This window comes from Pseudomonas sp. FP215 (assembly GCF_030687795.1).
GTDB classification, from domain to species: Bacteria; Pseudomonadota; Gammaproteobacteria; order Pseudomonadales; family Pseudomonadaceae; genus Aquipseudomonas; species Aquipseudomonas salmasensis.
Genome location: NZ_CP117447.1, coordinates 2155382 through 2179897, shown reverse-complemented (window position 1 = coordinate 2179897; position 24516 = coordinate 2155382). Strand labels below are relative to the sequence as shown.

Genomic DNA, 24516 nt, shown 5'->3' with positions numbered 1-24516 from the left:
CTCAGAGCACCGGCTTCAACAGCACCTTGATCGACTTGGTCGAATTGGCCAGTTCAAACGCCTCGGCCCAGTCGTCCAGCGGGAAGTCATGGGTGACGATGCCTTGGGAGGTGACCAGGCCGCGCTCAAACAGGTCGATGGCGATCGGGTAGCAATACGGGCCCAGGTGCGCACCGCGCACGTCGAGTTCCTTGCGGTCGCCAATGATCGACCAGTCCACGCTGGTCTCGGCACCAAACACGCTGAACTCGACAAAGCGCCCGAGCTTGCGGATCAGGTCCAGGCCCTGGGTGACGCCGGCCGGTACGCCGGTGGTTTCGATATAGACGTCGCAGCCGTAATTCTCCGTAAGGCCGTTGATGATCTCGCGGGCGTTGTCACGGGCGGGGTTGATCACCACATCGGCGCCGAATTTCTTCGCCAGCTCCAGGCGCTCGTCGACCATGTCGATCACCACCAGTTTTTTCGGGGTCTTCAGCGCCGCTACCTGAACCATGCACAGGCCCAGGGTGCCCGCGCCGGCAATCACCACCACGTCGTCGAGCTGGATATCGCCACGGTTGACGGTATGGATCGAACAGGCCATTGGCTCCACCAGCGCCGAGTCTTCCAGGGACACCGACTCGGGAATCTTGTGCACGATGGCGGTCTTGGGAATGCGCATGTACTGGGCCATGCCGCCTTCGGCCACTTCGCGCTGGAAGCCGAAGATGTTGTGCACTTCGCACATCCAGTATTTGCCCGATTTGCAGAAGCGGCACTTGCCACACGGCACGATCTGTTCGGCGATGACCTTGTCACCCACCTTGACCTCAAAGTGCTCCTCGGCGCCCTCGCCGGCTTCGACCACGTAGCCGAAAAATTCGTGGCCCGGTACCACCGGCGCCTTGACCCAGGGGTTGTCGCCGCCCCAGAACATCGCCGCGCCCGAGTGGCACTTGCAGTCACTGGCGCAGATGCCGCAGGCGGCGATGCGGATCACCAGTTCATTGGCACGCGCCTGGGGTTTGCCGATGCGCTCCAGGCGGTAGTCTTTCGGGCCGTGGCAGACGACGGCTTGCATGTGAGTGTGCTTGTCCATGGTGTTCGGTCCTGTGTGGTGAGGTATTAACGATGGCGCTGACGGCTGATGAAAATCGCCAGCAAAATGATCCCGCCCTTGATCACGCTCTGCACGTAGGGCGACACGCCAAGCATGTTCAAACCGTTGTTCAAGACGCCCAGCAGCATGGCGCCGAGCAAGGTGCCGATGATCACCCCGCGCCCGCCGGCAATCGACGCGCCGCCCAGTACCACGGCGGCAATCGCATCGAGTTCGAACGACACGCCGGCATTCGGCTGGCCGCTCATCAAGCGCGAGGTGAGCACCAGCCCGGCAATCGCGGCGGTGAAGCCGCTGATGCCATACACCAGCAGCTTGAAGCGCGCCGCACGCACCCCGGACAAGCGCACCGCTTCTTCATTGCCGCCGATGGCGTAGATGTAGCGACCGATACGCGTGTGCTGCAGCAGCACATAGGCCGCCAGGTAAGTGAGCAACATGATCAGGATCGGCACCTGCAGGCCAAACACACTGGCGCGACCGAAGAACGCGAACCACTCCGGCAACCCGGAAATCGGGTAGCCGTCGGTGTACATCAGCCCGAACCCGCGGGCGATACCCATGGTCGCCAGGGTGACGATGATCGGCGGCATGTGCAGGTACGCCACGAACAGCCCGTTGCCGATGCCGAAGGCCACGCCCACCAGCAGCCCGACGCCAATCGCCAGGCCCGGCGGTAACCCGGCGACCATCAGCCCAGCGGTCAAGGTGCCGGACAACGCCATCACCGGCCCCACCGACAAGTCGATGCCGCCAGTGAGAATCACGCAGGTCATGCCCACCGCGATGATTGCGTTGATCGACACCTGGCGGGCAATGTTGGAGAGGTTGCTGGCGGTAAGGAAGGTGTCGCTGGCGAGGATCATCACCAGGGTCACCACCACCAGCCCGACAAAGGGATAAAACGCGGGCGAACGCAGCAGCCGTGCCAGGTTCAGGCGCCACCGGCCGGTGCTGGCGGTGTTAATGGACGTATTCACTTGAGCCCCCTGTTGCATGGCGCATGACCTCTTGAGGATTGACGGCGGACGCTTCCAGTACCTTGACGATCGCGCCCTTGTGGAACACGGCGACGCGGTCGCACATGCCGATGACTTCGGGCAGCTCGGAGGAAATCATGATGATCGCGTAGCCCTGTTCGGTGAGGCTGCGCATCAACGCGTAGATCTGCGCCTTGGCACCGACGTCGATGCCGCGCGTGGGTTCGTCGAACACCAGCACGTCGCAGTGATGGTTGATCCAGCGGGCGATCACGACTTTTTGCTGGTTGCCGCCGCTGAGGTTCACCACAAGGCTTTCACCACTGGGCGCCTTGATCGACAGCTGGCGCATCAGCGCGTCGACGCTGGCGCATTCCTTGGCCTTGTCGATCAGGCCCGAGGCGTTCTGATATTTGGGCAAATTGTTCAGCGAGATATTTTCGCGAATGCTGAAGGCGGTGATCAGCCCTTCGCTCTTACGGCTTTCCGGCAGCAGGCCAATGCCGTGGGCCAGGGCTTGGGCCGGGTCATCGAGGCTGACTTTTTCCCCGCGCAGCCACACGTCTTTGCTCACAGTGGGCAGCGCGCCCATCATGCCCAGGGCCAGCTCGGTGCGGCCCGAACCCACCAGGCCGGCGAAGCCGAGAATCTCGCCCTTGTGCAAATTGAAACGGTTGCGGGGGCCATTGCGCACCAGCTGGATGTCCTTGACCTCCAGCAACAACGGGCCGCGTTCGCTGCTGGGCTTAGGTGGAAAACTGCATTCCAGGCGGCGGCCAACCATCATCTCGACCAGGTGATCGATATCGCTGTCGACCACCTCGGTGACGCCTGCATTGCCGCCGTCGCGCAGTACGCTGATGCGGTCGCAGACCTGGAAAATCTCTTCCAGGTGATGCGAGATAAAAATCACCGCCACGCCCTGGCGCTTGAGTTCGCGCATGATCCCGAACAGCAACTCGGCCTCACTGGGGGTCAGCGTCGCGGTCGGCTCATCGAGCACCAGCAGGCGTGCGTCCAGGGCCAGGGCCTTGGCGATTTCGACAAACTGCTGCTCGGCCACGCTCAGGTGCTTGACCGCGCAGTGCAGGTCGATGCTGACCCCGAGGCGCTCGAACAACGCCTGCGCGGCCTCGGCCATTTCGCGCTTGCGCAGCAGGCCGAAGCGGTTGCTCAGCTCATGGCCGAGGAAGATATTTTCTACCGCCGTGAGGTAGGGAATCAGGCTGAACTCCTGGAACACGATGCCAATCCCGGCGGCAATCGCATCCCGATAAGTCGCAAATTTCCGGGCCTGCCCGTCGATAAGGATCTGCCCTTCGTCCTGATGCTCGACACCGCCCAGAATCTTCATCAGGGTGGATTTGCCCGCGCCATTTTCCCCGAGCAACGCGTGGATTTCGCCGCGCTCCACTTGCAGGTTGATGGCCTTGAGGGCCTGTACCCCCGGGTAACGCTTACAGATGTTTTCCAGCTTCAGAAGACTGCTCATACCGCCGACCTCGCACTCAGAAGGAAGACCTGGGCCCCACGCATTGCGTGGGGCCTGGGGGATTTACCAGCTGAAGTCCTTGGCCTTGGCCTGGTCGATCAGGGTGATGTCCACCGGCACGCTGGCCGGTATCTGGGCGCCCCACTTCTTGGCCAGGGCAATGCCCAGGGCGAGGCGGATCTGGTCGCGGGGGTATTGGGCCGAGGTGGCGATGAAATGGCTGCCGGGTTTCTGGATCGCCTTGATCGCTTCCGGCGCGCCGTCGACGCTGACCAGCTTCACGTCCATGCCGCTGGCTTCGATGGCCGAGAGTGCGCCGAGGGAGCCATTGTCATTCACGCTGAAAATGCCCTTGAGGGTGGGCTGGGCCTGCAACATGTTTTCGGTGACGGTCAGGGCCTGGTCACGCTCCTGTTTGCCGTTCTGGATGCTGACAATCTTGATATCCGGGTGCTTGGCCACGGCCTCTTTGCAGCCGCGCACACGTTCGAGGATCGGCACCACGGCGATGCCGTCGAGGATGGCGATATTGCCTTTGTCACCGATGGTTTTAGCCAGGTATTCACAGGCCTGGAAACCGGCGTCGAAGTTCTTCGAGCCGACGAACGAATCCAACGGGCCATCTGCCTGGGCATCCACCGCCACCACTACGACGCCGGCAGCATGGGCCGACTTGACGGCCGATTGCACGCCGACCGAATCAGTAGGGTTGATCAGCAGGATGTCGATGCCCTTTTGCAGCATGTCTTCGACATCACTGACCTGCTTGGACACGTCGTGGCGGGCGTCGGTGATGATCAGCTTGGCACCGATGGTCGCGCCGGCCTCTTCCAGGGCGTTTTTCATGGTGACGAAATAAGGGTTGTTGATTTCCTGGAACGAGGCGCCGATGCGGATGGGCTTGGCAGCGTCGGCGAACGCGGGGCTCGCGCTGCCCAGGGTGATGCTGGCAGCCAGTAAACACAGGGTTTTGGGGAGCATTTTCATGGCGTGGGTCTCTGTTTTGTTTTTATTTTTAGAGCAAATGTTATCGTTAACATTTTGTCAGAAACTAACAAGTAAATCAGACCTGTGCAAGCCTCCACTGGTCGGTCTCGGGCAAAAACGTAGGAGCGAGCTTGCTCGCGAAAAACTCACAGGCGCCGCGTTTATTCAGGAAGCCCGCGTTATCGTTGACATTTTTCGCGAGCAAGCTCGCTCCTACAGGGGGCAAGAGTTGCCAGTAAAAACTCGCACATCCGCCCATGGCAACTAAGCTCAGCCTCAAATAAAAACACAGCGAGCAGCCAGCCATGCCCCATCCCACCGAGACCTTTCGCGCCCGTTACCGCGCAAGCGTCAACCCGCGTTACAACCCCTGGCTGCACGCCGCATTCGTGCTTGTCTACGGCATCGCCTGCATCACGCTGGCCTGGTCGTCCACCGCCGATATCACCGCCCTGCAGTGGCTGACCGTGCCCCTGACCCTACTGTTCTTCAACCTGTGCATCTACCTCGTGCACCGCCACCTGGGCCATCACAAACATGCATTCGCCCGGCTGTTCTACGCACGCCACACTGGCGATCACCATAGTTTCTTCACCCCTGATCACATGACCTACGACAGCCCCCGCGATTGGCGCGTCATTCTGTTTCCGGCTTGGCTGATCGTGCTGCACAGCCTGGCCATCACCCTCCCCGCCTGGTGGCTGCTCAGCCAACTGAGCCCCAACGTTGCCGGCCTGTTTGCAGGCTGCATGATCCTTGGCTACCTGCTCTACGAAGTGTTCCATGCCTGCGAACACCTGCCTGCCGAACACCCGGTGGCGCGCCTGCCATGGATTCGCCAGATGCATCGCCTGCACGCCTTGCACCACCGTCGTGAGCTGATGCAGGGGCGCAATTTCAATATCGTGCTGCCGTTGATGGACTATCTGTTTGGCACCTTGTATTGGGAGCCGCGTCCTCACGACCGTCAGAAATGATCAGGAAAACGAAATAAAAAAAGGGGCAGCCCTGGAGGCTGCCCCTTCTACTTCACATCACCCTGTCAGTGGATGATGTCCTGGGTGCAGATATGCCCCAGGCTGACGTATTGCACATTCTCACCGCCGACGCCCACGCCAGGGAACTCAGCCAGCTCAATGCGCCAGCCCCCCTCGTTGTAGGTGGTTCTCCACTTGTACGGCACACCCGTGCTGCTGTCGTTGATCACCGTTGTGTAATCACCAAAGCAAGTACCGATATTAGCCGTGGCCTCGGATACACCCGCGCTGTTGGTGGTTGCTTTGTAGTCAACCCAACGGTAGTTCAGGTCGACGAAGTGGTTATCGACGCGCAATACCGGCGTGACCCCCAGCAGCGGGGCACCGGTGGAGTCCGACCACTGCGTCGACCAGTTCAACACCCGAGCGGTTTGCGTGGCCAGCCACACTTCCGTCACCCGCACGATGTTGTCACCTTTGACACTGCTGGTGTTCAAGCGCGGTGTGGAACCCAGGCTCAGTTGGTAATACTTGCTCGGGTCCTGTGCCACCGCCGGGTTGGCCCGCACACGCACCTTCACCGTGGTGCCCGGCGCGACGCTCGGGTAGGTCGAGGTAGAACCGGCCGGCACGGTGACCCAGTTGGCGCCATCAAAACGGTCGAAGATCCACTGGTTTCGGCTGCCGTTCTCGTCGCCCGCCAGGTACATGCTCACGCTTTGGCCACGTACCGCCGCGAAGTCGAAGTAATCGACATCGTTGGCGCTGTCGAGATTGCCGCTGACCTTGTTCATCGAATCGGGCAATACGAACGCGGTTTGCGCGCTGTCGTTGGGCTCGAACGCGTCGATGTTGCTTTCCACCGCCACGCCGAAACTGAACTGCGCGTTATTGGCAGCCTTAGCCACCATGTACCAGTAGTAGTCGCCGGCCGGCAGCACACCGTTGAGGTATTCATCGGCATTGCCTGCAGCATCCGACGTACCCACCACACTCAGGTTGCCCTGGCCGTCATCCTGAAACAGGGTCAGGGACATATCCGCGCCTGCGCTCTGGTTGACCAGTTGCACCTGCACTCGCGCGTTCTGCAGCAGGTTGAAGTGGTAGGCAAACTCGTTACCAGCCTGCACCGCATCGACGGTGTAAAGCGTATTGATATCCAAGGTTGGAAACAGCGGTTCAAACGCCGCGATAGCCGCACCTTTCAATGCGCCTTGCGCCGGCTTTTTCAACTCACTCACCACGCTGTCGAACGGCTCGGCCTTGAGGGCTTTGGTCACCGCTTTGGATTGACCGGATTTGGCCACCAGCAGTTTTTTCTTGAGTTCGGCCGAAACCTTCGAGGCGTCCAGCTTGCCGCCGGACTTGAGCGCTTTGTTCACGGCCTGCTTGACCGCTTCGGCACTGAGTTTCGCAGGCGCTTGATCAGCCAGGGCAAAGGCCGAAACAAAGCAGCAGGCCATCATGGCCGCGCCTAGCATAAAGGCTTTTTTCGATTTCATTTTTTTATCCATCCATAGTTAAAAAATTGAAGCTCAGGTAACCGGTGACATCCGGTCACCTGGGATGGAATTTAAGACAAAAACTGTATGCATGTACAGTGTTTTTTGAAAAATCAGTAAGAGTGTTTCTCGTCCAGTCGTAGGGCAAAACTAACTTAGCTGTAGCACCCTAATACCCCGTCATCTCCAAATACCCCACCCCACCCTCAAACCGCACCGGCCCTTCCCAATACGGAATACCCAGGTCCATCCACGCCTTCGGGTTGACGGCCTCGGTGGTGATATCCAGCTGTTTGCCGGGAATTTTCAGCGACCAGCGTGTGGGAATGTTGCGCCCGTCGATGGTCGTGGTGGTCAGCGGTGTGAGTTGGATATCGCTGTTGTGCAAGGTCTCGGTGTGGCCCTGGGCGTCGATCCAGGTGCCGGTGAGGTAACCGTCGCTGTCTTTCTCCCGCACGCGAAACAGCATCAATTGCGCGCCGCGGTCCAGGTGCAGGGAGAACCAATCCCAGCCGTTCTGGCTGGCGGCCAGGGGTTGGCTGCTCCATTCGCGGTCGAGCCAGGCCGGGCCGCTGACTTGGTAGGTGTGGCCGTCGAGGCTGACGCTGCCACTGGCGGTGAAAAACGGTTGGCTGTAGTAGTACGACGCCTGGCCCTGGTCGGATTTGCGACTGTAACCGCCATCGCCTTGCAGTACCAATGGACGGCTGGAGGTGAGGTGCAGGTCGTAGGCAAATTGCGCGCCGCTGGCCTTGAGTTGCATGTCGGCCAGGGGGCTGGAAGCGCCGGGGCGGGTGGCGAAGGTCCAGTCGTCGATCCAGGCGTTGAACGGCAGCGCCTGGGCCCCGGCCTGGCCGACGCCACCTCGGGCCAGGCGTTCGGCGGCGTAGTGGCGGGTGGCCGAGGTGACGGCGGCGTGGCCGAGCCACACGGTTGAATCGCGCCAGCCCGGTTCAACAGGGCCGGCCTTCAACGCATTGCGAAATAGCGTCCATTGCACGCCGAAGACATTGCCTTGGGCATCCTTGAGGTTGGCGGTGACGTACCACCATTCGATACGAAAGCCGTCATGGGGCCCGTGATCCTCGGGGAAGCTGAAGACTTTGCCGGTTACCACCTGGGCAAAGTCCGCCGCATCGCTGCCCAGCCCGGCGAAACTGTCCTCGGGTGCGGGCGCCTGGTCGCACCCGCTCAGCAGTAACCAGGCGATGCACACCAGTGCCTTAATCTTCATGGGCGAACGTCCTCAACAAATCCGCCGGGCGGCTGCGGTACAACTGCCATAACGGCCAGGCCGACGCGAGCAAGGTGGCGAGCATCGCCAGCCCCAGCAATTGCGCAAGCTGGCCGGGGAATACCTGCAGCGGCAGGCGCCAGCCGAAGGCCTGCACGTTGATCACCGCATCCAGGCACCACGCCAGCAACAGCCCGAGCGGCAACGCCAGGATCAACGTGAGTACCGCCAGCAGCCAGGTCTGGCTGAGGTTGAGCAGCATCAATTGTCGGCGCGTCACGCCCAGCGCCCACAACGGCGCGAGTTGGCCGAGGCGGCTTTGGCTCTGGGTCAGCAGGCTGATGAACAACGCCACGCCGGCGACGCCAAGGGTCAGGCTGTTCAACGCGGCGGTGGCGGCGAAGGTGCGTTCGAAGACCTGGCTGGACCAACCCTTGAGTTGCTGTTGATCGACGATGCGGCTGTCTTCCAGGGCGAATTCACGCTGCACTTCACGGATCAGCGGCGGCACGTCGGCGGGCGCCACCCGCAGGTTGAAGCGTGCCGGTGAGAGCGTCGGCCAATGCGCCAACAGGTGCTGGGCATTGACCAGCAGATGGCCCTTGGGGTTGCCGTAGTCGGCGTAGATGCCGACGATCTTCGGCGCCCAGGTGCCCTGTGGAGTGGGGATGGAAACCGTGTCGCCCAGTTGCACCTTCAGGCGTCGCGCCAGTTGTTCGCTGAGCATCAGGCTGTCGTCTTGCAGCAAGCGATCCCAAGGCGCGTCCGCCGCCTCCAGCAGCGGCCAGTGTTGACGATAAGTGGGGTTGTCGACCACACCGAACACCTCCGCAGGCCAGCCTTGCAGTTGCACCGATACCTGCCAGGCGGGCAATACGGCCTGCACCAGGGGCTGGCGGGTCAACCATGCTTTGAGTTGCTCGGCCTGCTGCGGATTTTGCGGGTTGAGGTACAGCTCGGCGGTGAGACGCTGCTCCAGCCAATGGGTGAAGGTCTGGCGAAAGCCCGAGGTCATGGAACCGGCACCGATATTCGCCGCCAGGGCCAACAGCAACGCCATCAGCGCCAGGCTCAAGGCCGGCAGTTGTTGGCGGCAATCGGCCAGAAACCACTGGCCCAGCACCGAGCGGCTACGCCCCAGCACTGCTTTCAATAACCCGTTGAGCAGCACCGGTAACGCCAACGCCGCACCCAACAGCAAGGTCGCCATCAGCACAAACCCGGCAGCCAGGCTATCGCCCAGCCACAGTGCCAGCAACGCGATCAGCAAGGCGGCGGATGCCACCCAGCCCTGGCGCCGCAGCCAGCGCCCATGGGCTTGATGCCAGGCCTGGGCGTTGGCCAGCGCCAGTAACGGCAAACGCGCCGCGCGCCACAGGCTGCTGGCCCCGGCAAGCAACGCGCCCAGCAGGCTCACGCCCAGGCCGGCCAGCCACCACCAGGGGCTCAAGTTCAATTGACCGGCGACTTCGGCGCCGTACAGGCCGCGCAAACTGGCGGCGACATCCGGCAGCAACAGGCTGGCCAGCAAGTAACCGCTGGCGATACCGAACACACCGCTCAACAGCGCCAAACACCCCAATTCAACACCCAGGCTCAGGATCAGCATGCGTGCACTGACCCCACAGGCGCGCAAGGTTCGCAGCAGGCTGCGGCGCTGCTCCAGCGCCAAGCCGATGGCCGCATGCACGATAAACAGCCCCACCACAAAGGATAAAAAGCCCACCGCATCCAGGTTCAGGTGAAAGCTTTCGGTGAGACGTGACAGGTTATTGTCTTCGCCCTGCTTGAGTTGCAACGCAGCGGGTGGCGTGGGATGGCGGGCGGCGAAAGTGTTGTCCACCAGTAAGCGCGACAGGCGCCCAGGCATGTTGAGCAGAGGTTGGGCAAAACTGATATCGGTCAGCAGCAGACCGGGCGCCATATCGGCCTGTACCTGCAACGGTGGCAGGCGCTGCCCGGTGGACGTCAGCGGCTGCTCGCCCGCCTGCAACCCCAGCGCCTCTAACGTTTGCGCAGCGACCCAGGTACGCCCCGGCGGCTCGAAAAACGCCAGCATCTGCGCCTGGCTCAAGCGCTGCCCCGCTACGCTGCCGCTGCCGGGCAACGACACCGGCTCGATGCCCATCAATTGCAGGCGCTGTTGCTCACGCCCCTGGAGCACCACTCGCCCCTGCACCACCGGGGAGACCGGCCAACCGGCGCGGCGCAGCTCGGCAAACAGTGCTTGGGGGAAACTGGCGGCGTCCGGCGCAACCAGGCTGGCTTGGGGTTCGCCACCGATCAGTTGGCTGGCGCGTGCGTAGCTGTCCCGCGCCTGGCTGTTGAGGGCCTGTACGCCGGTGAGAAGCGCGGTGGCCAGCCACAAGCCGGTGAGCACGCTGAAAAATTGCACCGGATGGCGCCGCCAGTGGCTCAGCAATGCGCGCAGCGTCCAGTAAAACAGCGCCATCTCAGCGAGCGTCCATCGGCACGACACGGCCACGGTGCAGCACCACTTGCCGGTCAAGCCGTGCGGCCAGGCGTGGGCTATGGGTGACCATCAGCAGGCTGGTGGGGCTGTCTCGCAGCAGGTCCAACAGCAGTTGCAGCACTTCATCGCTGGTGGCTTCGTCGAGGTTGCCGGTGGGCTCGTCGGCCAGTAACAAACCCGGCCGCGAGGCCAGCGCCCGCCCCACAGCAACCCGTTGCTGCTGGCCACCGGAGAGTTGTTCGGGGTAACGCCGCAGCAAATCGCCCAGCCCCAGGCGCTCCACCAATTGCGCTTGCCAGTGCGGATCAAAACGCCCCGCCAGCCGCGCCTGGAACGCCAGGTTGTCTTCCACGCGCAAGCTGCCGATCAGGTTGAACTGTTGGAAGACCAAGCCGATTTGCGTACGGCGCCAATGGGCCAGTTGCCCTTCGTTGAGTTGGTCGAGGCGCTGCTCGCCGATGCGGATGCTGCCGCCGTCCACTCGATCCAGCCCGGCCACCAGGTGCAGCAAGGTGCTTTTGCCGCTGCCCGATTCACCCATCAGCGCCAGGCTGCTGCGCTCGCCCAGGTGCAGGTCGACGCCGGCCAGGACGGCCAGCGGGCCTTGCGGGGTCGCGTAGTTTTTTACAACACCTTGCACCTGCAACATAAGAACGCTCATCTGAAGGAACCGCAATGAGAATAACGGCTGACGCTCCTGCCCACGCAAATTTTTCACATGGATTTCACCGCCTGCCCATCCACCGTACTTTAAAGTGCCCGCCAACTCGTGGTAACCGACAACTTCTTAGTTAATTCAGTGACACTCTCACCATGCAAGTGTTCAGCAAAAAGACAGCAGTGCTGTGACAGTCTCCTGCCTCACTAAGGGCAACTGCCCCGTCATGCAACCTTTTTATAAACACAATAAACAATGCCGAGGGTGAACCGCGTGGCAGACATGATCCTGGCCAACCGCCAACCTAAAAGGTCTAGGTTAAAACGCCTGAGAAAATACCGCCTGCACCTGCTTGGCATCTGCGTTACCGCCTTGTTGTTCGTGGGCTTTTTATTCTGGCCCAGCTCGCCGCTGGACCTGGGCGTGGGCAATCGCCTGCTGACCTCCGGGGTGCTCACCAGCTGGCGCGAGGGCGAACTGGTGGTGCTGGTGCGCCATGAAGAGCGCTGCGACCGCTCGGCCAACCCCTGCTTCGGCCCCGCCGATGGCCTGACCATCAACGGCACTCAACGCGCCGTCGAACTGGGCAAAGCCTTTGACTCACTGGGCATGGCCCTGACCGACGTGCTCAGCAGCCCGACCACGCGAACCGCCCAGACGTCACTGTTCATGTTCGGCAAGACCGAGCTGTCCCCCGGCCCGCTGGCCATCTGCGGCGACGCCATGGGCGATGAAATCCTCGGCCACAAACAACCGGGACGCAACCTGATGCTGATCACCCACAGCGCCTGCATGAACGACTTCCAGACCAGCCTGGGCTTCCCCCATGCGGCCGCCGCCGAGTACGGCAGCGCACTGTTCGTCAAGGTGCTGCCCAACGGCACCTTCAAGGCCATGGGCACCATGAATAGCGAAGAGTGGAGCGCCGCACTCAAACAACTTTAATTACACTTGTTTACATATTAAGCCACAACGTGTTCAGCAAAACGACAGCCCTGTTCTGGCATGTTTAGTCGCGCCTGTTAGTTATGTTTTCCTACAACTACTTAGTGACCCTTACGATGCTTCACCCTATTAAGTTAATACCGCCATTGCCCGTACTTGAACGTTATGGAGCGATGTGCGCATGCCCCGCGTAAACCCTTTGGCCTGGCTATTGCTGGGCGTTGCCGTGTTCATCTTGTTGCCCCTGGGCTTTCACGGTTTATGGACGCCAGACGAAACCCGCTACGCCCAGGTCAGCCAGGAAATGCTGATGAGCGGCAACTGGGTGGCGCCGCACTTCATGGGCGTGCGTTATTTCGAGAAGCCCGCCGCCGGCTATTGGCTCATCGCCCTCGGCCAGGCGGTGTTCGGTGAAAACCTCTTCGGTGTGCGCATCGCCTCAGTGCTGAGTACGTGCCTGAGTGTAGTGCTGGCCTACCTGCTCGCCCGGCGCGTGTGGAACGACCCGCGCAAGAGCTTTGCCTGCGCCCTGCTCTACCTGAGTTTTGGCCTGGTAGCCGGGCAAGCCGGGTATGCCAACCTCGACCCGCAATTCACGCTGTGGGTGAACCTGAGCCTGGTGGCGTTGTGGTTTGCCCTGGACTGCCGCACGCCACGGGAACGCCTGGGTGCCTGGGCAGTGTTGGGCGTGGCCTGCGCCATGGGGTTCATGACCAAGGGCTTCCTGGCCTGGCTGCTGCCGGTCTTGATCGCCGTGCCCTACCTCATCTGGCAGCGTCGCGTCGGTGAGTTGATGCGCTACGGGCCGTTGGCGGTGCTGGTTGCCGTGCTGGTATGCCTGCCATGGGCCCTGGCGATCCACCTGCGCGAACCGGATTACTGGCATTTCTTTTTCTGGCATGAGCACATCCGCCGCTTTGCCGCCGACGATGCACAGCATGCACGGCCGGTGTGGTTCTTCCTGCCGATCATGGTGGTGGCGTGCCTGCCGTGGGCTGCCTTGTTACCTGGCACCCTGCTCAAGACCTGGCAGGAAAGGCGCCAGCCGGCGATTGCCTTTCTCGCCCTGTGGCTGCTGCTGCCCCTGGGCTTTTTCAGCCTGAGCAAAGGCAAGTTGCCGACCTACATCATGCCGTGCCTGTTGCCCCTGGCGCTGTTGATGGGCCACGGCTTGATCGACCTGATCAAGCAAGGCAAGCCGCGCCCGCTGGTCATCAACGGCGCGCTCAATTTCGTGCTTGGCATGACGGCCATGGTGGCGCTGATTTACCTGCAAATCACCCGCCCGCTGTACGCCAATAGCCACGCAGAGATGTTCAACCTGTCGCTGACGTTTATCGTGCTGCTGGGCTGGATCCTCGCCAACTTGCTGCAAGCGGTGCGCCCGCTGACGTTATGGGCGATGCCCGCCCTCGGCATTGGCTTGCTGGTGGCACTGCTACCGGCGGGCATGCCGGCCCTGATCGAAGATAACGAAATGCCCGACCAATTCGTGCAGGAGCATCTGGACGAACTGCAACCTACCCGTGCTTTGCTGAGCAATGACCTGGGGCTGGCATCGGCCTTGACCTGGCGCCTGCGCCGGCCCGACGTGGCGTTTTATAACACCCAGGGCGAGCTGCGCTACGGCTTGAACTACCAAGACGCGGCACAGCGCAAAGTCACGCTGGACAGCGTCCAGGCCTGGCTGGCCGAGGCACGCCAGCAGGGTTCGGTCGGCGTGCTGATGCAGGTCAAGAGCACCAGCGAACACCGCGAAGAAGGGCAATTACCCCCCGGTGGAAAACGTTATCGCAAGGGCGACCTGGTGCTGACGATTTACCCCCAACACCCTTGAATGCAGCGCCTGCCACAGGGAACATCCCATGAGTTTCTGGAAAACCGAACGCGGCGCCCTGGCTTTACTGCTGGGCGTCTCGGCCTTGCTGCTTTTGCTGGGACTGGGCAGCCGCGACCTGTGGGGGCCGGAAACGCGCTGGGCGAATATCGCCTTGCAGATGCTGCAAAGCGGTGACTATTTCGACCCGTACCTCAAAGGCACGCCGTATTACGACAAGCCCCTGCCCTCCTACTGGCTGATCACCGGGTTTTCCCACCTGCTGGGCGGCCTCGGCCCGTGGTCGCTGCGCCTGTCATCGGTGATTGCCGCGTGGTTGAGCATCTGGCTGGTGTACCTGATCGGTGAACGCCTGTTTCGCAAAGGCACCGGGCTGATCGCCGGGTGGATGCTCGCCACCACCTTCTACTTCCTGTTCTGGGCCCGCGTGGCCACCGCCGATGTACTCACCGTGTGCGGCGTGCTGGCCGCGGTGTGGTGGTATTGGCGCGGGCCGGATGACACACGGCTGGGGCGCTACACGGTGTTTTTCCTGTTGCTGGCCGCCACCTCGCTGTTCAAGGGTTTGATCGGTGTGGTGCTGCCAGGCCTGGTGCTGTTGCCACACCTGCTCAGCGAACACCGCTACAAACGCCACCTCAACCTGCGCCTGGTGCTGGCCCTGCTCATCGCAGGCATCGTGTACGCGATCCCCTTTGTGCTGTCCCATCGCTACGGCGCCCCCACTTATGGAGAGAGCGGCCTGGAGCTGGTGTTCCGCGAAAACGTGGTGCGCTTCTTCGACCCCTTCGACCATATGGGGCCGATCTACACCTACCTGATCTACCTGCCGGCCTACACCCTGCCCTGGGCACCCTGCTGGTTACTCGGCCTGTGGCTGGCCGTGCGCAACTGGCGCAGGGCGCCGCCCAACGTACGCTGGCTGGTGTGGGGCCTGGGCCTGTTGTTTGTATTCTTCACCGCCAGCGGCAGCCGCCGCAGCTACTACGTGTTGCCGCTGGTGCCCTTTGCCCAACTGCTCGGCGCCTGGTGGCTGAGTGAGCGCCTGCACAAAAAACCTTCGAGCTGGCCACGCTGGCAAACAGGCTTTGGCCTCAGCGCCGGCCTGCTCTTGCTGGTGCTGGGCGTGATCTACCCCTGGACCAACGGCAACGGCGGTGTCACCCGCTTCGCCACCGACCTGCAAGCCCAGGCAGAAAAAAGCGCGCCCTGGAACCAATGGCAACTGGTGCTGGTGGAGGTCGACAACAAACTGCCCATGTACCTGCAAAACCACGGCACGCCCTTCTACTACGTCAGCGAAACCCAGGACTTCCCGCGCCAGGGCAACAGCGCCGCGTTCATGGCCTGGCTGGAAAAAACCAGCGGCCAGGGCTTTGATCCGCAACGCACGATCATCGTCGCGCAGTATTCCAAGGACGAGCCGACACCGTTGGCGTTTCTGGGGGTGGATCATCAGGTGGTGACGACCCAGCCGGATAATGGGGAGCGGTTGTTCAAGGCGCGTGAGGGTGGGAGTGTGGCGTTTGTTCCGGGGATACGCTGAGGCACTGTGTTTGCTGGCCTTTTGTCATGGTTTGTAAAGGGCCAGCAAGCCGTGTCCCTTTAAATTGCAGGACGTTTCCGAGACAATCCCCGCCGCCTTGTGCCGGTTGGAATCGGTGGCTAGTCTGCGGTCTGTCACTGCTCATCAGTGATCGGGTTTAGTCGCTCGTATCTTCCAACACGGCATGGTCTCCATGAGTTTTATGGTGGCTGTGCGTAGGGCACCTTCGGGTGCGCCGGATGTTTCGTGTTGGGCCGGTCGACTAACCTGCGTACAGCCGCCACCCTCGTTTAGTCGCGACGGGTGTCGTCTCCTAATCCAACGCGGAGCTACACCATGAATAAAGTCCTACCCGATCCACCCCTCGATCCTGCAAAAGACCGTGCCGCCTTTAACCGCGCCATCGACCATTACCTGCCAAGCCAGGGTTTCCACAACGTCAACGACGACCTGAGTTTTGAAGATGCTTTGCTCTACACCGCCAGCTTGCTCGACAGCGCTTCGGCAACGGCGCTCGATTGTGGCGAGCTGCTGGATAACCCAGGGCGGGCGAAGATTCTGGCGGTGTGGCATTTGTTGGAGATTGCCAAGACGACGGTAGATCGCTCTCTGTAGGAGCGAGCTTGCTCGCGAAAGACTCACAGGCGCTGCGTTTATTCAGGAGGCGCGCGTTATCGTTGAGGTTTTTCGCGAGCAAGCTCGCTCCTACAGTGGTATTGATGCAAATACCTTGGTAGTTCAGGCGAACCGAGTCGATGCCATCGCAGCATAGGTATCTACACAACTTTGTGGGCTGTAACAACGGACGGTAACCACGATGCGAAGCGAGCCGCTCTTGATCTGCTTTTGATCTTAGGCCCCCCCCAAATCACTGGCGGATTACGGGCACATCGAGCCTAAGCGAGGTGCCGAGTGGTGGCATGAGCGTTTTGCTTACTTTTGTCTGACACCCGAAACCCGGACATTCAAATGGACGGATAGGCCTGGGCTGAAGGTTCATGACTGAAACGATTAAAGCGTTGTAGGAGATTGGCTACATCGGATCCATCCCGAGCCTCTGGGCAACCTCTTTATTTTATAAATTCCTCATTTATATCAATAAGTTAACCAAGGATAAAAATAACTTACGCCTGTACGTAGCCGACTTTTATCATGAGAAACGTCGGTTTAATGGCGCAGTTTTTATGGCAGCTTGTGTCCCTCGTTTCCGCTACATACGTAGGACAAATCCCTGTGGCTAAATAAAATCTCGAACGCCGAGTTACGTTCAAGCAGTACGGAGCGCCCTGCACAGGCTCTGGGCAACCGTTGACGGTTTTCGACATCAAGGATGAGATGGCTATGAGTCTGACCCCAAGTATTGGCGGCACCTGCGGCCCGCATTTTTACGCCGAAATGGGCGAGTTGATTTCAAACAGCGGCGACGAACATTTCGCCGCCACGATGTTGCAGTTGGTGGGCAAGTGGGTACCGATTCACTTGGTGGACCTCAGCGAATGGACCCTGGATGAACTGCGCGACCGCGTGCTGGACATCAAGTTACTGGGCAGCGCCGGGGTGAAGAAGGATTTGTCTGTGCCCCAGACCCTGCATGCGCTGAACGACCACCCGTTGTTGCGGCAGATGCTGCACATGCAAGACCCGCTGCTGATCCAGATGAACGCCAAGGCCAACAGCGCGCACCCGCGCGGCACCTCGCACCAGTGCAACCTGGTATCACGCCAAGGCAATCGACGCTGTGTGATTTCGTTCTACCGCCCGCCGACCCAGCAGGGGTTTTCCCTGGCTGAGCTGTCGTTTCTCAAGTGCCTGTCGGACACGCTGTTGCCGTTGATGGAGCGGCACGCCCAGTGTCTGCGCCAGGCGCCACACCCCGAGACTGAGCCGGCCCATACCCTGCTGGAACAATCGCAGTTGCAGCGTGAGTTCTACAAGCGCTTGTCTTTGAGCGACATCACCCTTTCGGCGCGGGAACAGGAGGTGTGCCTTGGCCTGCTGACTGGCGGCACCGTGCCGCAAATCGCACAGAAACTCAGTGTCAAAAACAGCTCGATCGAGACCTACCTCAAGCGCGCCGCCGCCAAGCTGGGCGTGAGCGGCCGGCATGGCCTGGCCAAATGGATGGTGGGCGCCTGATGAACAAACAGACGCTGTGCACCCTCGGCATGGCCTGGATGCTCGGCGGTTGCTCGCTGATCCCCGAGTACCAGCGGCCAGCGGCACCGACGCCGGCGCAGTTCCCCCAAGGCGGCGTCTACCGCCTGGTGCAGGCTGGCAACTTGGCGCAGAACCGGGACTGGCAGCAGCTGTTCCACGACCCGACGCTGCAACAGCTGATTAATGATGCGCTGCTCAACAACCGCGACCTGCGGGTAGCAGCCCTGAATGTCCAGGCGTTCCAGGCGCAGTACCGTATCCAGCGCGCAGATTTGTTCCCAGCGATCACCTCCAACTATTCCGCCACCTTGGGGCTGAGCGCCTAGGAACTGGATTTGTTCGGCCGCGTGCGCAGCCTCAGCAAACAGGCACTGATCGTGGACCGGCTGGCGCAGTTGGTCGCCGAGGTGAATCTGTATACGGCGCTGGGTGGTGCGTGGAGTGAGTGGCCGAGCCTGGCGGCTGCGCGTTAAAGCAACTTCAGCCCAACCGCGGCGTAACGGTTCGCGTCGCGGTTATCCAGCGGCTGTTTGTGCCCATAACTGTCCACGAAGCCGCCCACAGCGGCCATCGAATGAAACCCGCTGTTGACCGTGCCGATGGCGCCGTTGAGGAAGTCCTGGAGGGTTGCGGGCGCCACGAAGTCTTTCAAGCCCAGGCGACGCAACGCCTGCCCCGGATACTCGCCATCATTGAGGCTGCGTATGGCGGCGGCAAAACTCTTGTTGGCCTCCCCGTCGTTATTTTCGAGGTAGGCGCGTTTGGCACTGACGGCATATAGGAAATGCGCATTGACCAGAACATCGTTGGGCCGGTCGGTGCCGAAGTTGGCGCCGGCCTTGGCCTGCTTCAGTTCGTCATGGGTGATGTGCAGCTTGAACCCATCGCGCATGACAATGCGATAGCCGCTATCGGTGTCTTCAATGGTTTTGTAAATACCATAAGGGTTATGGCCGAACCTCATCATCGCGGCTTTAATCGCGGATATCGTCACGCAATTACCTTCGGCCAATTGGTAAAAGTCTTTGAAAATATCACCGGGCTTGATGCCCGTATTTGCAGGCGTACCTTTCAAGAACTCGTCACGTCTGATGGTGCGGTTATCGGGCACCTGCGCAGGCACAGTTGTTGAATCGACGTCGGGCTTTAACCGCGCAGATAACAGCGCCAACAAGCGCTCCAATTCGCCGACCAGGCGACTGAGTTGTTCAGAAGTTCCAGTTGGGGCAGATGCGTTGGCGGAGGGCAAAACATGTGGAGAAATGACGGCATCGTTTGCCCTGGCATGACCAAAAGCAGCAGTGTTAACAGAAGACACTAACATGTTGAATAACCCCTATTATTCACTAAACACTTTAAATCACCCGCGAAGCGTGACCACCTTCAATGACGGTGAAACCGGCGTGTTATATAACTGCCCCTCCATCACGCCCTCAATAATCACGCCGTTCTTGTTTCTTGCGCCCTTGTCCAACGGCACGCCGACCTGCGTGCCCAATACACTGGCATCGATGACCTGCAAATGTTCTTTAAGCCCCAGACAGGACAGCGCCGTATCACCGTCGATGCCGCCTCCGGCCCACGACAGCACACCGGGATAAGTGCGATGGGCGTGGTACGCACTGTCTTTGCCGTACAGGCTCATGAAGGGGTCCGTTGCGCTGTCGCGCTCAAGCTCCAGGTATTGACGCTTGCTCATCACAGCAAACAGAAATTGCGCATCCTTGACCATGCCCTCATCGCCGCCACTGAACTTTGCCGCCTTGGCCGCCAGTTCAAGTTCTTCAACGGTGATTGTCAGCTTGAAGCCGTCTCGCATCCTCACGTCATAGTGGTCACCATGTTTGGCGACGTACTTGAAAATCCCGGCCGGGCTTTGCCCGAACGTGGCCATGGCAACCTTGATCGCGGCTATGTGCTCCTCTCGGCCCCGGGTGCCCAAGTAAGGGAAGTTCTCATACGTGGCACGCAATCCATTGCGCAGATCGTCAGGCTTTTGACCTTTGGGTTTTTCAGACATAAACGCAGTGATTGGCTCATGGTTTTTATCTGAGAACATCTCAATAAGTTCGGTATCAAACGCGTTGCGGGTACTGGCCAGGTTCGACCGGTTCATGAACGGTGCCAATTGTTCTCTCCACTCACGTCTGATGGTTGGAACGGTGTCCGGTGCAGGCACGGTATTAACCAGCAGCCTGTGCGGTGAACTCACAAGTGAGGTTGGGTAAGCCGTAACGGGTGGCTGTGGTTTCGGCGCCTCATCCTCCCTGCTCATCCAGGTTTTAAGTGACACGACTAATGTACCCAACAGCTTCAACAGCTCCCCCAGCTCTGCGTCCCGATTTGAGTTAACACGTGGGCCAATCGGAGAATGTGCCGGTAATTTACCAAAGTGATTGGGTCGATCTGTCACTGCCTGATCAAGGGTTTTATCCGGCGATGTAAACGTTGAGTGCGCGGGCGAATAAGCAGGCTGAGTGTGCGTGAGCATGGTAGGGCGTCTCATTTGATCGAAGGAGGATAATCGCGAACTGTCTAGCACTACTTGCCCACTGCCACTACCGAACCCGGCACTGAACAAGTCCTCTTGCGTGGCCAGCCGGGGGGAAAGGTTCCGGCTCGACAGGTAACACCATCCTTCTCGTTCAACGGACCACTATCAGCCAATTCCTCAACGTTGCATTTTTTGTCCGATCCCTTATCAGCGCATCCCCGCCTGCCGTACCCGATACTCCCCCGGCGTCATCTGCGCATACCGCAAGAAAAACCGGCTGAAATACGCCGGGTCCTTGAACCCCAGTTGGTAGCAGATTTCATTTGCCGAACTGCCGGTAAACAACAGCAGGCGCTTGGCCTCCTGCATCAGCCGCTCAAGGATCAGGCGCTTGGAGGGCAGGTCGGCAATGCGCCGGCACACTTCATTGAGCCGCGCCTGGGTCACGCCAATACTTTCGGCATAACGCGCCAACGGCCAATGTTCCAGGTAGTGGGCTTCGATCAGCTCATTGAAACGATGGAAGATGCGCAGGTCTTCATGGGCTGTGGGGCGTGCCGGCTGGGCGTGGGCGCACAGGCGCAGCAGGCGGATCATGATCAGCCTTGTGAGGCTGTCGAGGGCGGCGGCGCGCCCTGCCCGTTCAGCGTTGATCTCACTGCACAGCGCCTCGAAGAGTTGCTCCAGCCCCTCGGCATCCCCGGTCAAGGCCACGCAGGCCGCACCGGAGGCAAGGCTGGGATCGGCGTCGATCAAACTCCATACCAGCTGCTGGCGCACCGTCAACACATGCCCATCGGCATCCGCTTCGGTGACAAAAGCGTGAGCCACCGTAGGCGGCGTGAGAAAAAACATCGGCCCGGATTCAACGTACTGGCGGTCATCCAGATACACCCGCACCGCGCCACTCTTGACGTAATGCACCTGGAAAAACCGGTCATGGCGATGCACCGCCATGTTGCGCCCGAAAAAACCCGCCAGGTTGCCGAGCTTGTCGTAATGCACCTCGGCATCGCTGTAGCGCTGGTCGTAGACCTGCCCGATGTTGATGTTGGGGATCGGCTTCACGGGGCTCTCTTCTTGTTGTTGTGAGGCCAGCGCAGTGTGCCACGCTTGACGGTAGTTAACATATTAATTATAACGTTAACAACTTAACGAACTGCCTACGCAGCCGTCGTCACCGCCAGGAGAAACGCATGAGCCGTACCCTGCATGATGTTGCCAGCGGCACCCTGTTCGGCGTTGCGCTGAACTACCAGGGCCTGCTGGACCAGCATCTCGCCGCCTTCCAACAGGCGCCCTACCAGAAGCCGCCGACCAAGCCGGTGTTGTTTATCAAGACGCCCAACACCCGCAATGCCCATGGCGGCGTCGTGCTGCAGCCTGCGGGCGAGCGCCTGCAACCGGGCCCGGCGTTGGGCGTGGTGATCGGCCAGCGCGCCAGCCGTGTCAGCCTGGAGAACGCCATGGCCCATGTGGCCGGGTATGTGGTGGTGAATGAATTCAGCCTGCCGGAAGACAGCTACTACCGCCCCGCCGTCAAAGCCAAATGCCGCGATGGGTTTTGCGCCCTGGGCCCGCAGGTGATTGCGCGGGATCAAGTCGCCAACCCCAACCAACTGAGCCTCAAGCTGTTCGTCAATGGCGAGCTGCGACAAGAAAGCTCCACCGCTGACTGGGTACGGGACATCCCGCACTTGATCGCCGAGATCAGCGAGTTCATGACCCTGTACCCCGGCGACGTGCTGATCACCGGCACCCCGGACGGCCGCGTGGATGTACAGCCAGGCGATCAGGTCGAGGTCGACATCACCGGCATTGGCCGCCTGAGCAACACCATTGCAGCAGAGGCATCAGCATGAAACGCGCACGTATCCGTTTTGAAGGTGCAACCCACAACGTGCTGGTGCAAGCCGACTGCAGCGTACGCCTGGAGGATGGGCGGTTGCTGGCCGAAGACCAGGTGCAATGGCTGCCACCCGCCACCGGCAACATGTTCGCCCTGGGTTTGAACTACGCCGACCACGCCGCCGAACTGGCCTTTACACCACCGACCGAACCGCTGGCTTTTATAAAATCGGTGGGCACCTACACCGGCCACCGCCAGGTCACCTGGCGCCCAGACAACGTCGCCTACATGCACTACGAGTGCGAGCTGGTGGCGGTGATCGGCAAGACCGCGCGCAACGTCAAGCGCGCCGACGCCCTGGACTACCTGGCCGGTTACACGGTGTGCAACGACTATGCGATCCGCGACTACCTCGAGAATTACTACCGCCCCAACCTTCGCGTGAAAAACCGCGACGCCACCACCCCGGTCGGCCCATGGATCGTCGACGTGGCCGATGTGCCCGACCCAGGCAACCTTAAGCTGCGCACCTGGATCAACGGCGAACTGCGCCAGGAAGGCAGCACGAAAGACATGATTTTCGATATCCCCTACCTCATCGAATACCTGTCCAGCTTCATGACTCTGCAACCGGGCGACATGATCGCCACCGGCACGCCCGAGGGCCTGGCCGATGTGGTGCCGGGGGATGAAGTGGTGGTGGAAGTCGAAGGCGTGGGCCGCCTGGTCAACCGTATTGTCAGTGAGACGGAGTTTTTCTCCGCGCGCAAAGAGGCTTGAGCACCATGATCAAACACTGGATCAACGGCCGGGAGGTCGAAAGCAAAGACACCTTTATCAACTACAACCCGGCCACCGGCGAGGCCATCGGCGAAGTGGCCAGCGGCGGCGCCGAAGAAGTCGCGCAAGCCGTGGCGGCGGCCAAGGCGGCGTTTCCCAAGTGGGCCAATACGCCAGCCAAGGAGCGCGCACGCTTGATGCGCAAACTGGGCGAGTTGATCGAACAGAACGTGCCCCACCTGGCCGAGCTGGAAACCCTGGACACCGGCCTGCCGATCCACCAGACCAAGAACGTGTTGATCCCGCGTGCCTCGCACAACTTCGATTTCTTCGCGGAAGTCTGCACGCGCATGGACGGCCACACCTACCCGGTGGACGACCAGATGCTCAACTACACCCTGTACCAGCCGGTAGGCGTGTGCGCGCTTGTGTCGCCGTGGAACGTGCCGTTCATGACCGCCACCTGGAAGACCGCGCCGTGCCTGGCGCTGGGCAATACGGCGGTGTTGAAGATGTCGGAGCTGTCGCCGCTGACCGCCAATGAACTGGGACGCCTGGCGGTGGAAGCCGGAATCCCCAACGGCGTGCTCAATGTGATCCAGGGCTACGGCGCCACCGCTGGCGATGCACTGGTGCGCCACCCCGACGTGCGGGCGATTTCCTTTACCGGCGGCACCGCCACCGGCAAGAAAATCATGCAGACCGCCGGCCTGAAAAAGTACTCCATGGAACTGGGCGGCAAGTCGCCGGTGCTGATTTTCGAAGACGCCGACCTGGAACGCGCGCTCGACGCTGCGTTGTTCACGATCTTTTCCCTCAACGGCGAGCGTTGCACCGCTGGCAGTCGGATCTTTATCCAGGAAAGCGTCTACCCGCAGTTTGTCGCCGAGTTCGCGGCGCGGGCCAAGCGCCTGATCGTGGGCGACCCTCAGGATCCCAAGACCCAGGTCGGCTCGATGATCACCCAGGCCCATTACGACAAGGTCACCGGCTATATCAAGATCGGCCTGGAGGAAGGCGCCACGCTGCTGGCCGGTGGCCTGGAGCGCCCGGCGAACTTGCCTGCGCACTTGAGCCGCGGCCAGTTTATCCAGCCGACGGTGTTTGCCGACGTGAACAACGGGATGCGCATCGCCCAGGAAGAAATCTTCGGGCCGGTGGTGTGCCTGATTCCGTTCAAGGATGAAGCCGAGGCCCTGCAACTGGCCAACGACACCGAATACGGGCTGGCCTCCTACATCTGGACCCAGGACATCGGCAAGGCCCACCGCCTGGCGCGCGGTATCGAAGCGGGCATGGTATTTATCAACAGCCAGAACGTGCGGGATTTGCGCCAGCCGTTCGGCGGGGTCAAAGGCTCGGGCACCGGGCGTGAAGGTGGCCAGTACAGCTTTGAAGTGTTTGCTGAGATCAAGAACGTGTGTATTTCCATGGGCAGTCATCATATTCCGCGCTGGGGCGTCTGAAGCCCGCATTGCCTGTAGGAGCGAGCTTGCTCGCGAA

At 60.8% G+C, this 24516-nt stretch carries 21 protein-coding genes and 1 pseudogene; 11 read left to right on the top strand and 11 right to left on the bottom strand.

All coding sequences use genetic code 11. From position 1 onward, the window contains the following. Position 1: 1 nt before the first annotated feature. The 4 genes from PSH76_RS10105 to PSH76_RS10090 all read right to left on the bottom strand — a co-directional run bounded on the left by PSH76_RS10105 (position 2) and on the right by PSH76_RS10090 (position 4561). Positions 2-1081, bottom strand: a complete 1080-nt coding sequence (locus PSH76_RS10105) for an erythritol/L-threitol dehydrogenase (RefSeq protein WP_003192355.1) — start codon at positions 1079-1081, stop codon at positions 2-4. Between the two features lie 26 nt (positions 1082-1107). After that, positions 1108-2100, bottom strand: a complete 993-nt coding sequence (locus PSH76_RS10100) for an ABC transporter permease (RefSeq protein WP_305494014.1) — start codon at positions 2098-2100, stop codon at positions 1108-1110. Next, on the bottom strand, positions 2066-3574 hold the full coding sequence (locus PSH76_RS10095; RefSeq protein ID WP_305494013.1) for a sugar ABC transporter ATP-binding protein: 1509 nt from the start codon (positions 3572-3574) through the stop codon (positions 2066-2068). Before PSH76_RS10095 ends, PSH76_RS10100 begins: the two co-directional genes overlap by 35 nt. 63 nt (positions 3575-3637) lie before the next feature. Further along, positions 3638-4561, bottom strand: coding sequence for a substrate-binding domain-containing protein (locus PSH76_RS10090; RefSeq protein WP_305494012.1), 924 nt, complete (start codon positions 4559-4561; stop codon positions 3638-3640). Here PSH76_RS10090 and PSH76_RS10085 point away from each other — a divergent pair. Together PSH76_RS10085 and PSH76_RS10080 are read left to right on the top strand one after the other, a co-directional pair. Continuing rightward, a complete protein-coding gene (locus PSH76_RS10085; protein ID WP_305494011.1) occupies positions 4560-4829 on the top strand; it encodes a hypothetical protein in 270 nt (89 codons plus the stop codon). The genes PSH76_RS10090 and PSH76_RS10085 overlap by 2 nt on opposite strands. Positions 4830-4866: 37 nt before the next feature. Beyond that, positions 4867-5538 carry a sterol desaturase family protein gene (locus PSH76_RS10080; protein ID WP_305494010.1) on the top strand — a complete coding sequence of 224 codons (672 nt, stop codon included), beginning with the start codon at positions 4867-4869 and terminating at the stop codon, positions 5536-5538. A 65-nt stretch (positions 5539-5603) separates the two neighbouring features. On the opposite strand, the gene PSH76_RS10075 is transcribed toward PSH76_RS10080, so the two are convergent. The 4 genes from PSH76_RS10075 to PSH76_RS10060 all read right to left on the bottom strand — a co-directional run bounded on the left by PSH76_RS10075 (position 5604) and on the right by PSH76_RS10060 (position 11396). Continuing rightward, positions 5604-7040: a hypothetical protein gene (locus PSH76_RS10075; RefSeq protein ID WP_305494009.1), complete on the bottom strand. Its 1437-nt coding sequence runs from the start codon at positions 7038-7040 to the stop codon at positions 5604-5606. A gap of 169 nt (positions 7041-7209) precedes the next feature. Continuing rightward, entirely contained in the window at positions 7210-8274 is a 1065-nt protein-coding gene (locus PSH76_RS10070; RefSeq protein ID WP_305494008.1) for a lipocalin-like domain-containing protein, read from the bottom strand. Continuing rightward, positions 8264-10726 carry an ABC transporter permease gene (locus PSH76_RS10065; protein ID WP_305494007.1) on the bottom strand — a complete coding sequence of 821 codons (2463 nt, stop codon included), beginning with the start codon at positions 10724-10726 and terminating at the stop codon, positions 8264-8266. The genes PSH76_RS10070 and PSH76_RS10065 overlap by 11 nt, the downstream gene beginning before the upstream one ends. Position 10727: 1 nt before the next feature. Beyond that, positions 10728-11396 (bottom strand): ABC transporter ATP-binding protein, encoded by a 669-nt coding sequence (locus tag PSH76_RS10060; protein WP_032896402.1) that lies wholly within the window; start codon positions 11394-11396, stop codon positions 10728-10730. Positions 11397-11669: 273 nt separating this feature from the next. Here PSH76_RS10060 and PSH76_RS10055 point away from each other — a divergent pair, with 273 nt between their 5' ends. The 6 genes and pseudogenes from PSH76_RS10055 to PSH76_RS10030 form a co-directional block, all read left to right on the top strand. Then, positions 11670-12350 carry a histidine phosphatase family protein gene (locus PSH76_RS10055; RefSeq protein ID WP_305494449.1) on the top strand — a complete coding sequence of 227 codons (681 nt, stop codon included), beginning with the start codon at positions 11670-11672 and terminating at the stop codon, positions 12348-12350. Between the two features lie 181 nt (positions 12351-12531). Next, positions 12532-14187: a lipid IV(A) 4-amino-4-deoxy-L-arabinosyltransferase gene (gene arnT, locus PSH76_RS10050; RefSeq protein ID WP_305494006.1), complete on the top strand. Its 1656-nt coding sequence runs from the start codon at positions 12532-12534 to the stop codon at positions 14185-14187. A gap of 28 nt (positions 14188-14215) precedes the next feature. Beyond that, on the top strand, positions 14216-15733 hold the full coding sequence (locus PSH76_RS10045; protein WP_032896397.1) for a glycosyltransferase family 39 protein: 1518 nt from the start codon (positions 14216-14218) through the stop codon (positions 15731-15733). Positions 15734-16069: 336 nt separating this feature from the next. After that, entirely contained in the window at positions 16070-16348 is a 279-nt protein-coding gene (locus tag PSH76_RS10040) for a hypothetical protein (RefSeq protein WP_032896395.1), read from the top strand. A 726-nt stretch (positions 16349-17074) separates the two neighbouring features. Continuing rightward, positions 17075-17869 carry a helix-turn-helix transcriptional regulator gene (locus tag PSH76_RS10035; RefSeq protein WP_032896393.1) on the top strand — a complete coding sequence of 265 codons (795 nt, stop codon included), beginning with the start codon at positions 17075-17077 and terminating at the stop codon, positions 17867-17869. Continuing rightward, a pseudogene (locus tag PSH76_RS10030) lies at positions 17869-18339 on the top strand (TolC family protein); the annotation flags it as partial. The gene PSH76_RS10035 and the pseudogene PSH76_RS10030, both read left to right, overlap by 1 nt. 20 nt (positions 18340-18359) lie before the next feature. On the opposite strand, the gene PSH76_RS10020 reads toward PSH76_RS10030, so the two are convergent. From PSH76_RS10020 to hpaA, 3 genes are all read right to left on the bottom strand, one after another. Next, a complete protein-coding gene (locus PSH76_RS10020) occupies positions 18360-19214 on the bottom strand; it encodes a hypothetical protein (protein ID WP_305494005.1) in 855 nt (284 codons plus the stop codon). A 36-nt stretch (positions 19215-19250) separates the two neighbouring features. Further along, a complete protein-coding gene (locus tag PSH76_RS10015) occupies positions 19251-20381 on the bottom strand; it encodes a type III secretion protein (protein ID WP_305494004.1) in 1131 nt (376 codons plus the stop codon). Between the two features lie 210 nt (positions 20382-20591). Further along, positions 20592-21452, bottom strand: a complete 861-nt coding sequence (hpaA, locus tag PSH76_RS10010; RefSeq protein ID WP_098950896.1) for a 4-hydroxyphenylacetate catabolism regulatory protein HpaA — start codon at positions 21450-21452, stop codon at positions 20592-20594. A 128-nt stretch (positions 21453-21580) separates the two neighbouring features. On the opposite strand from hpaA, the gene PSH76_RS10005 reads away from it, so the two are divergent. From PSH76_RS10005 to hpaE, 3 genes are read left to right on the top strand one after another with little or no spacing between them, the layout of a single operon-like run. Beyond that, entirely contained in the window at positions 21581-22246 is a 666-nt protein-coding gene (locus PSH76_RS10005; RefSeq protein ID WP_305494003.1) for a fumarylacetoacetate hydrolase family protein, read from the top strand. Then, positions 22243-23013 carry a fumarylacetoacetate hydrolase family protein gene (locus PSH76_RS10000; protein WP_019821191.1) on the top strand — a complete coding sequence of 257 codons (771 nt, stop codon included), beginning with the start codon at positions 22243-22245 and terminating at the stop codon, positions 23011-23013. The genes PSH76_RS10005 and PSH76_RS10000 overlap by 4 nt, the downstream gene beginning before the upstream one ends. 5 nt (positions 23014-23018) lie before the next feature. Then, complete coding sequence (gene hpaE / locus PSH76_RS09995; protein WP_305494002.1) at positions 23019-24479, top strand: 5-carboxymethyl-2-hydroxymuconate semialdehyde dehydrogenase; 1461 nt, start codon at positions 23019-23021, stop codon at positions 24477-24479. Positions 24480-24516: the final 37 nt, after the last annotated feature.

Excerpts from the sequence above, each read along its gene's own strand:
- PSH76_RS10065 (WP_305494007.1), bottom strand. The coding sequence starts at position 10,726 with ATGGCGCTGTTTTACTGGACGCTGCGCGCATTGCTGAGCCACTGGCGG.
- hpaE (WP_305494002.1), top strand. The coding sequence starts at position 23,019 with ATGATCAAACACTGGATCAACGGCCGGGAGGTCGAAAGCAAAGACACC.
- PSH76_RS10095 (WP_305494013.1), bottom strand. The coding sequence starts at position 3,574 with ATGAGCAGTCTTCTGAAGCTGGAAAACATCTGTAAGCGTTACCCGGGG.
- PSH76_RS10020 (WP_305494005.1), bottom strand. The coding sequence starts at position 19,214 with ATGTTAGTGTCTTCTGTTAACACTGCTGCTTTTGGTCATGCCAGGGCA.
- PSH76_RS10015 (WP_305494004.1), bottom strand. The coding sequence starts at position 20,381 with ATGCTCACGCACACTCAGCCTGCTTATTCGCCCGCGCACTCAACGTTT.
- PSH76_RS10035 (WP_032896393.1), top strand. The coding sequence starts at position 17,075 with ATGAGTCTGACCCCAAGTATTGGCGGCACCTGCGGCCCGCATTTTTAC.
- PSH76_RS10070 (WP_305494008.1), bottom strand. The coding sequence starts at position 8,274 with ATGAAGATTAAGGCACTGGTGTGCATCGCCTGGTTACTGCTGAGCGGG.
- PSH76_RS10045 (WP_032896397.1), top strand. The coding sequence starts at position 14,216 with ATGAGTTTCTGGAAAACCGAACGCGGCGCCCTGGCTTTACTGCTGGGC.
- PSH76_RS10075 (WP_305494009.1), bottom strand. The coding sequence starts at position 7,040 with ATGAAATCGAAAAAAGCCTTTATGCTAGGCGCGGCCATGATGGCCTGC.
- PSH76_RS10090 (WP_305494012.1), bottom strand. The coding sequence starts at position 4,561 with ATGAAAATGCTCCCCAAAACCCTGTGTTTACTGGCTGCCAGCATCACC.
- PSH76_RS10000 (WP_019821191.1), top strand. The coding sequence starts at position 22,243 with ATGAAACGCGCACGTATCCGTTTTGAAGGTGCAACCCACAACGTGCTG.
- PSH76_RS10040 (WP_032896395.1), top strand. The coding sequence starts at position 16,070 with ATGAATAAAGTCCTACCCGATCCACCCCTCGATCCTGCAAAAGACCGT.
- PSH76_RS10005 (WP_305494003.1), top strand. The coding sequence starts at position 21,581 with ATGAGCCGTACCCTGCATGATGTTGCCAGCGGCACCCTGTTCGGCGTT.
- PSH76_RS10080 (WP_305494010.1), top strand. The coding sequence starts at position 4,867 with ATGCCCCATCCCACCGAGACCTTTCGCGCCCGTTACCGCGCAAGCGTC.
- PSH76_RS10100 (WP_305494014.1), bottom strand. The coding sequence starts at position 2,100 with ATGCAACAGGGGGCTCAAGTGAATACGTCCATTAACACCGCCAGCACC.
- PSH76_RS10085 (WP_305494011.1), top strand. The coding sequence starts at position 4,560 with ATGGCGTGGGTCTCTGTTTTGTTTTTATTTTTAGAGCAAATGTTATCG.
- arnT (WP_305494006.1), top strand. The coding sequence starts at position 12,532 with ATGCCCCGCGTAAACCCTTTGGCCTGGCTATTGCTGGGCGTTGCCGTG.
- PSH76_RS10105 (WP_003192355.1), bottom strand. The coding sequence starts at position 1,081 with ATGGACAAGCACACTCACATGCAAGCCGTCGTCTGCCACGGCCCGAAA.
- PSH76_RS10060 (WP_032896402.1), bottom strand. The coding sequence starts at position 11,396 with ATGTTGCAGGTGCAAGGTGTTGTAAAAAACTACGCGACCCCGCAAGGC.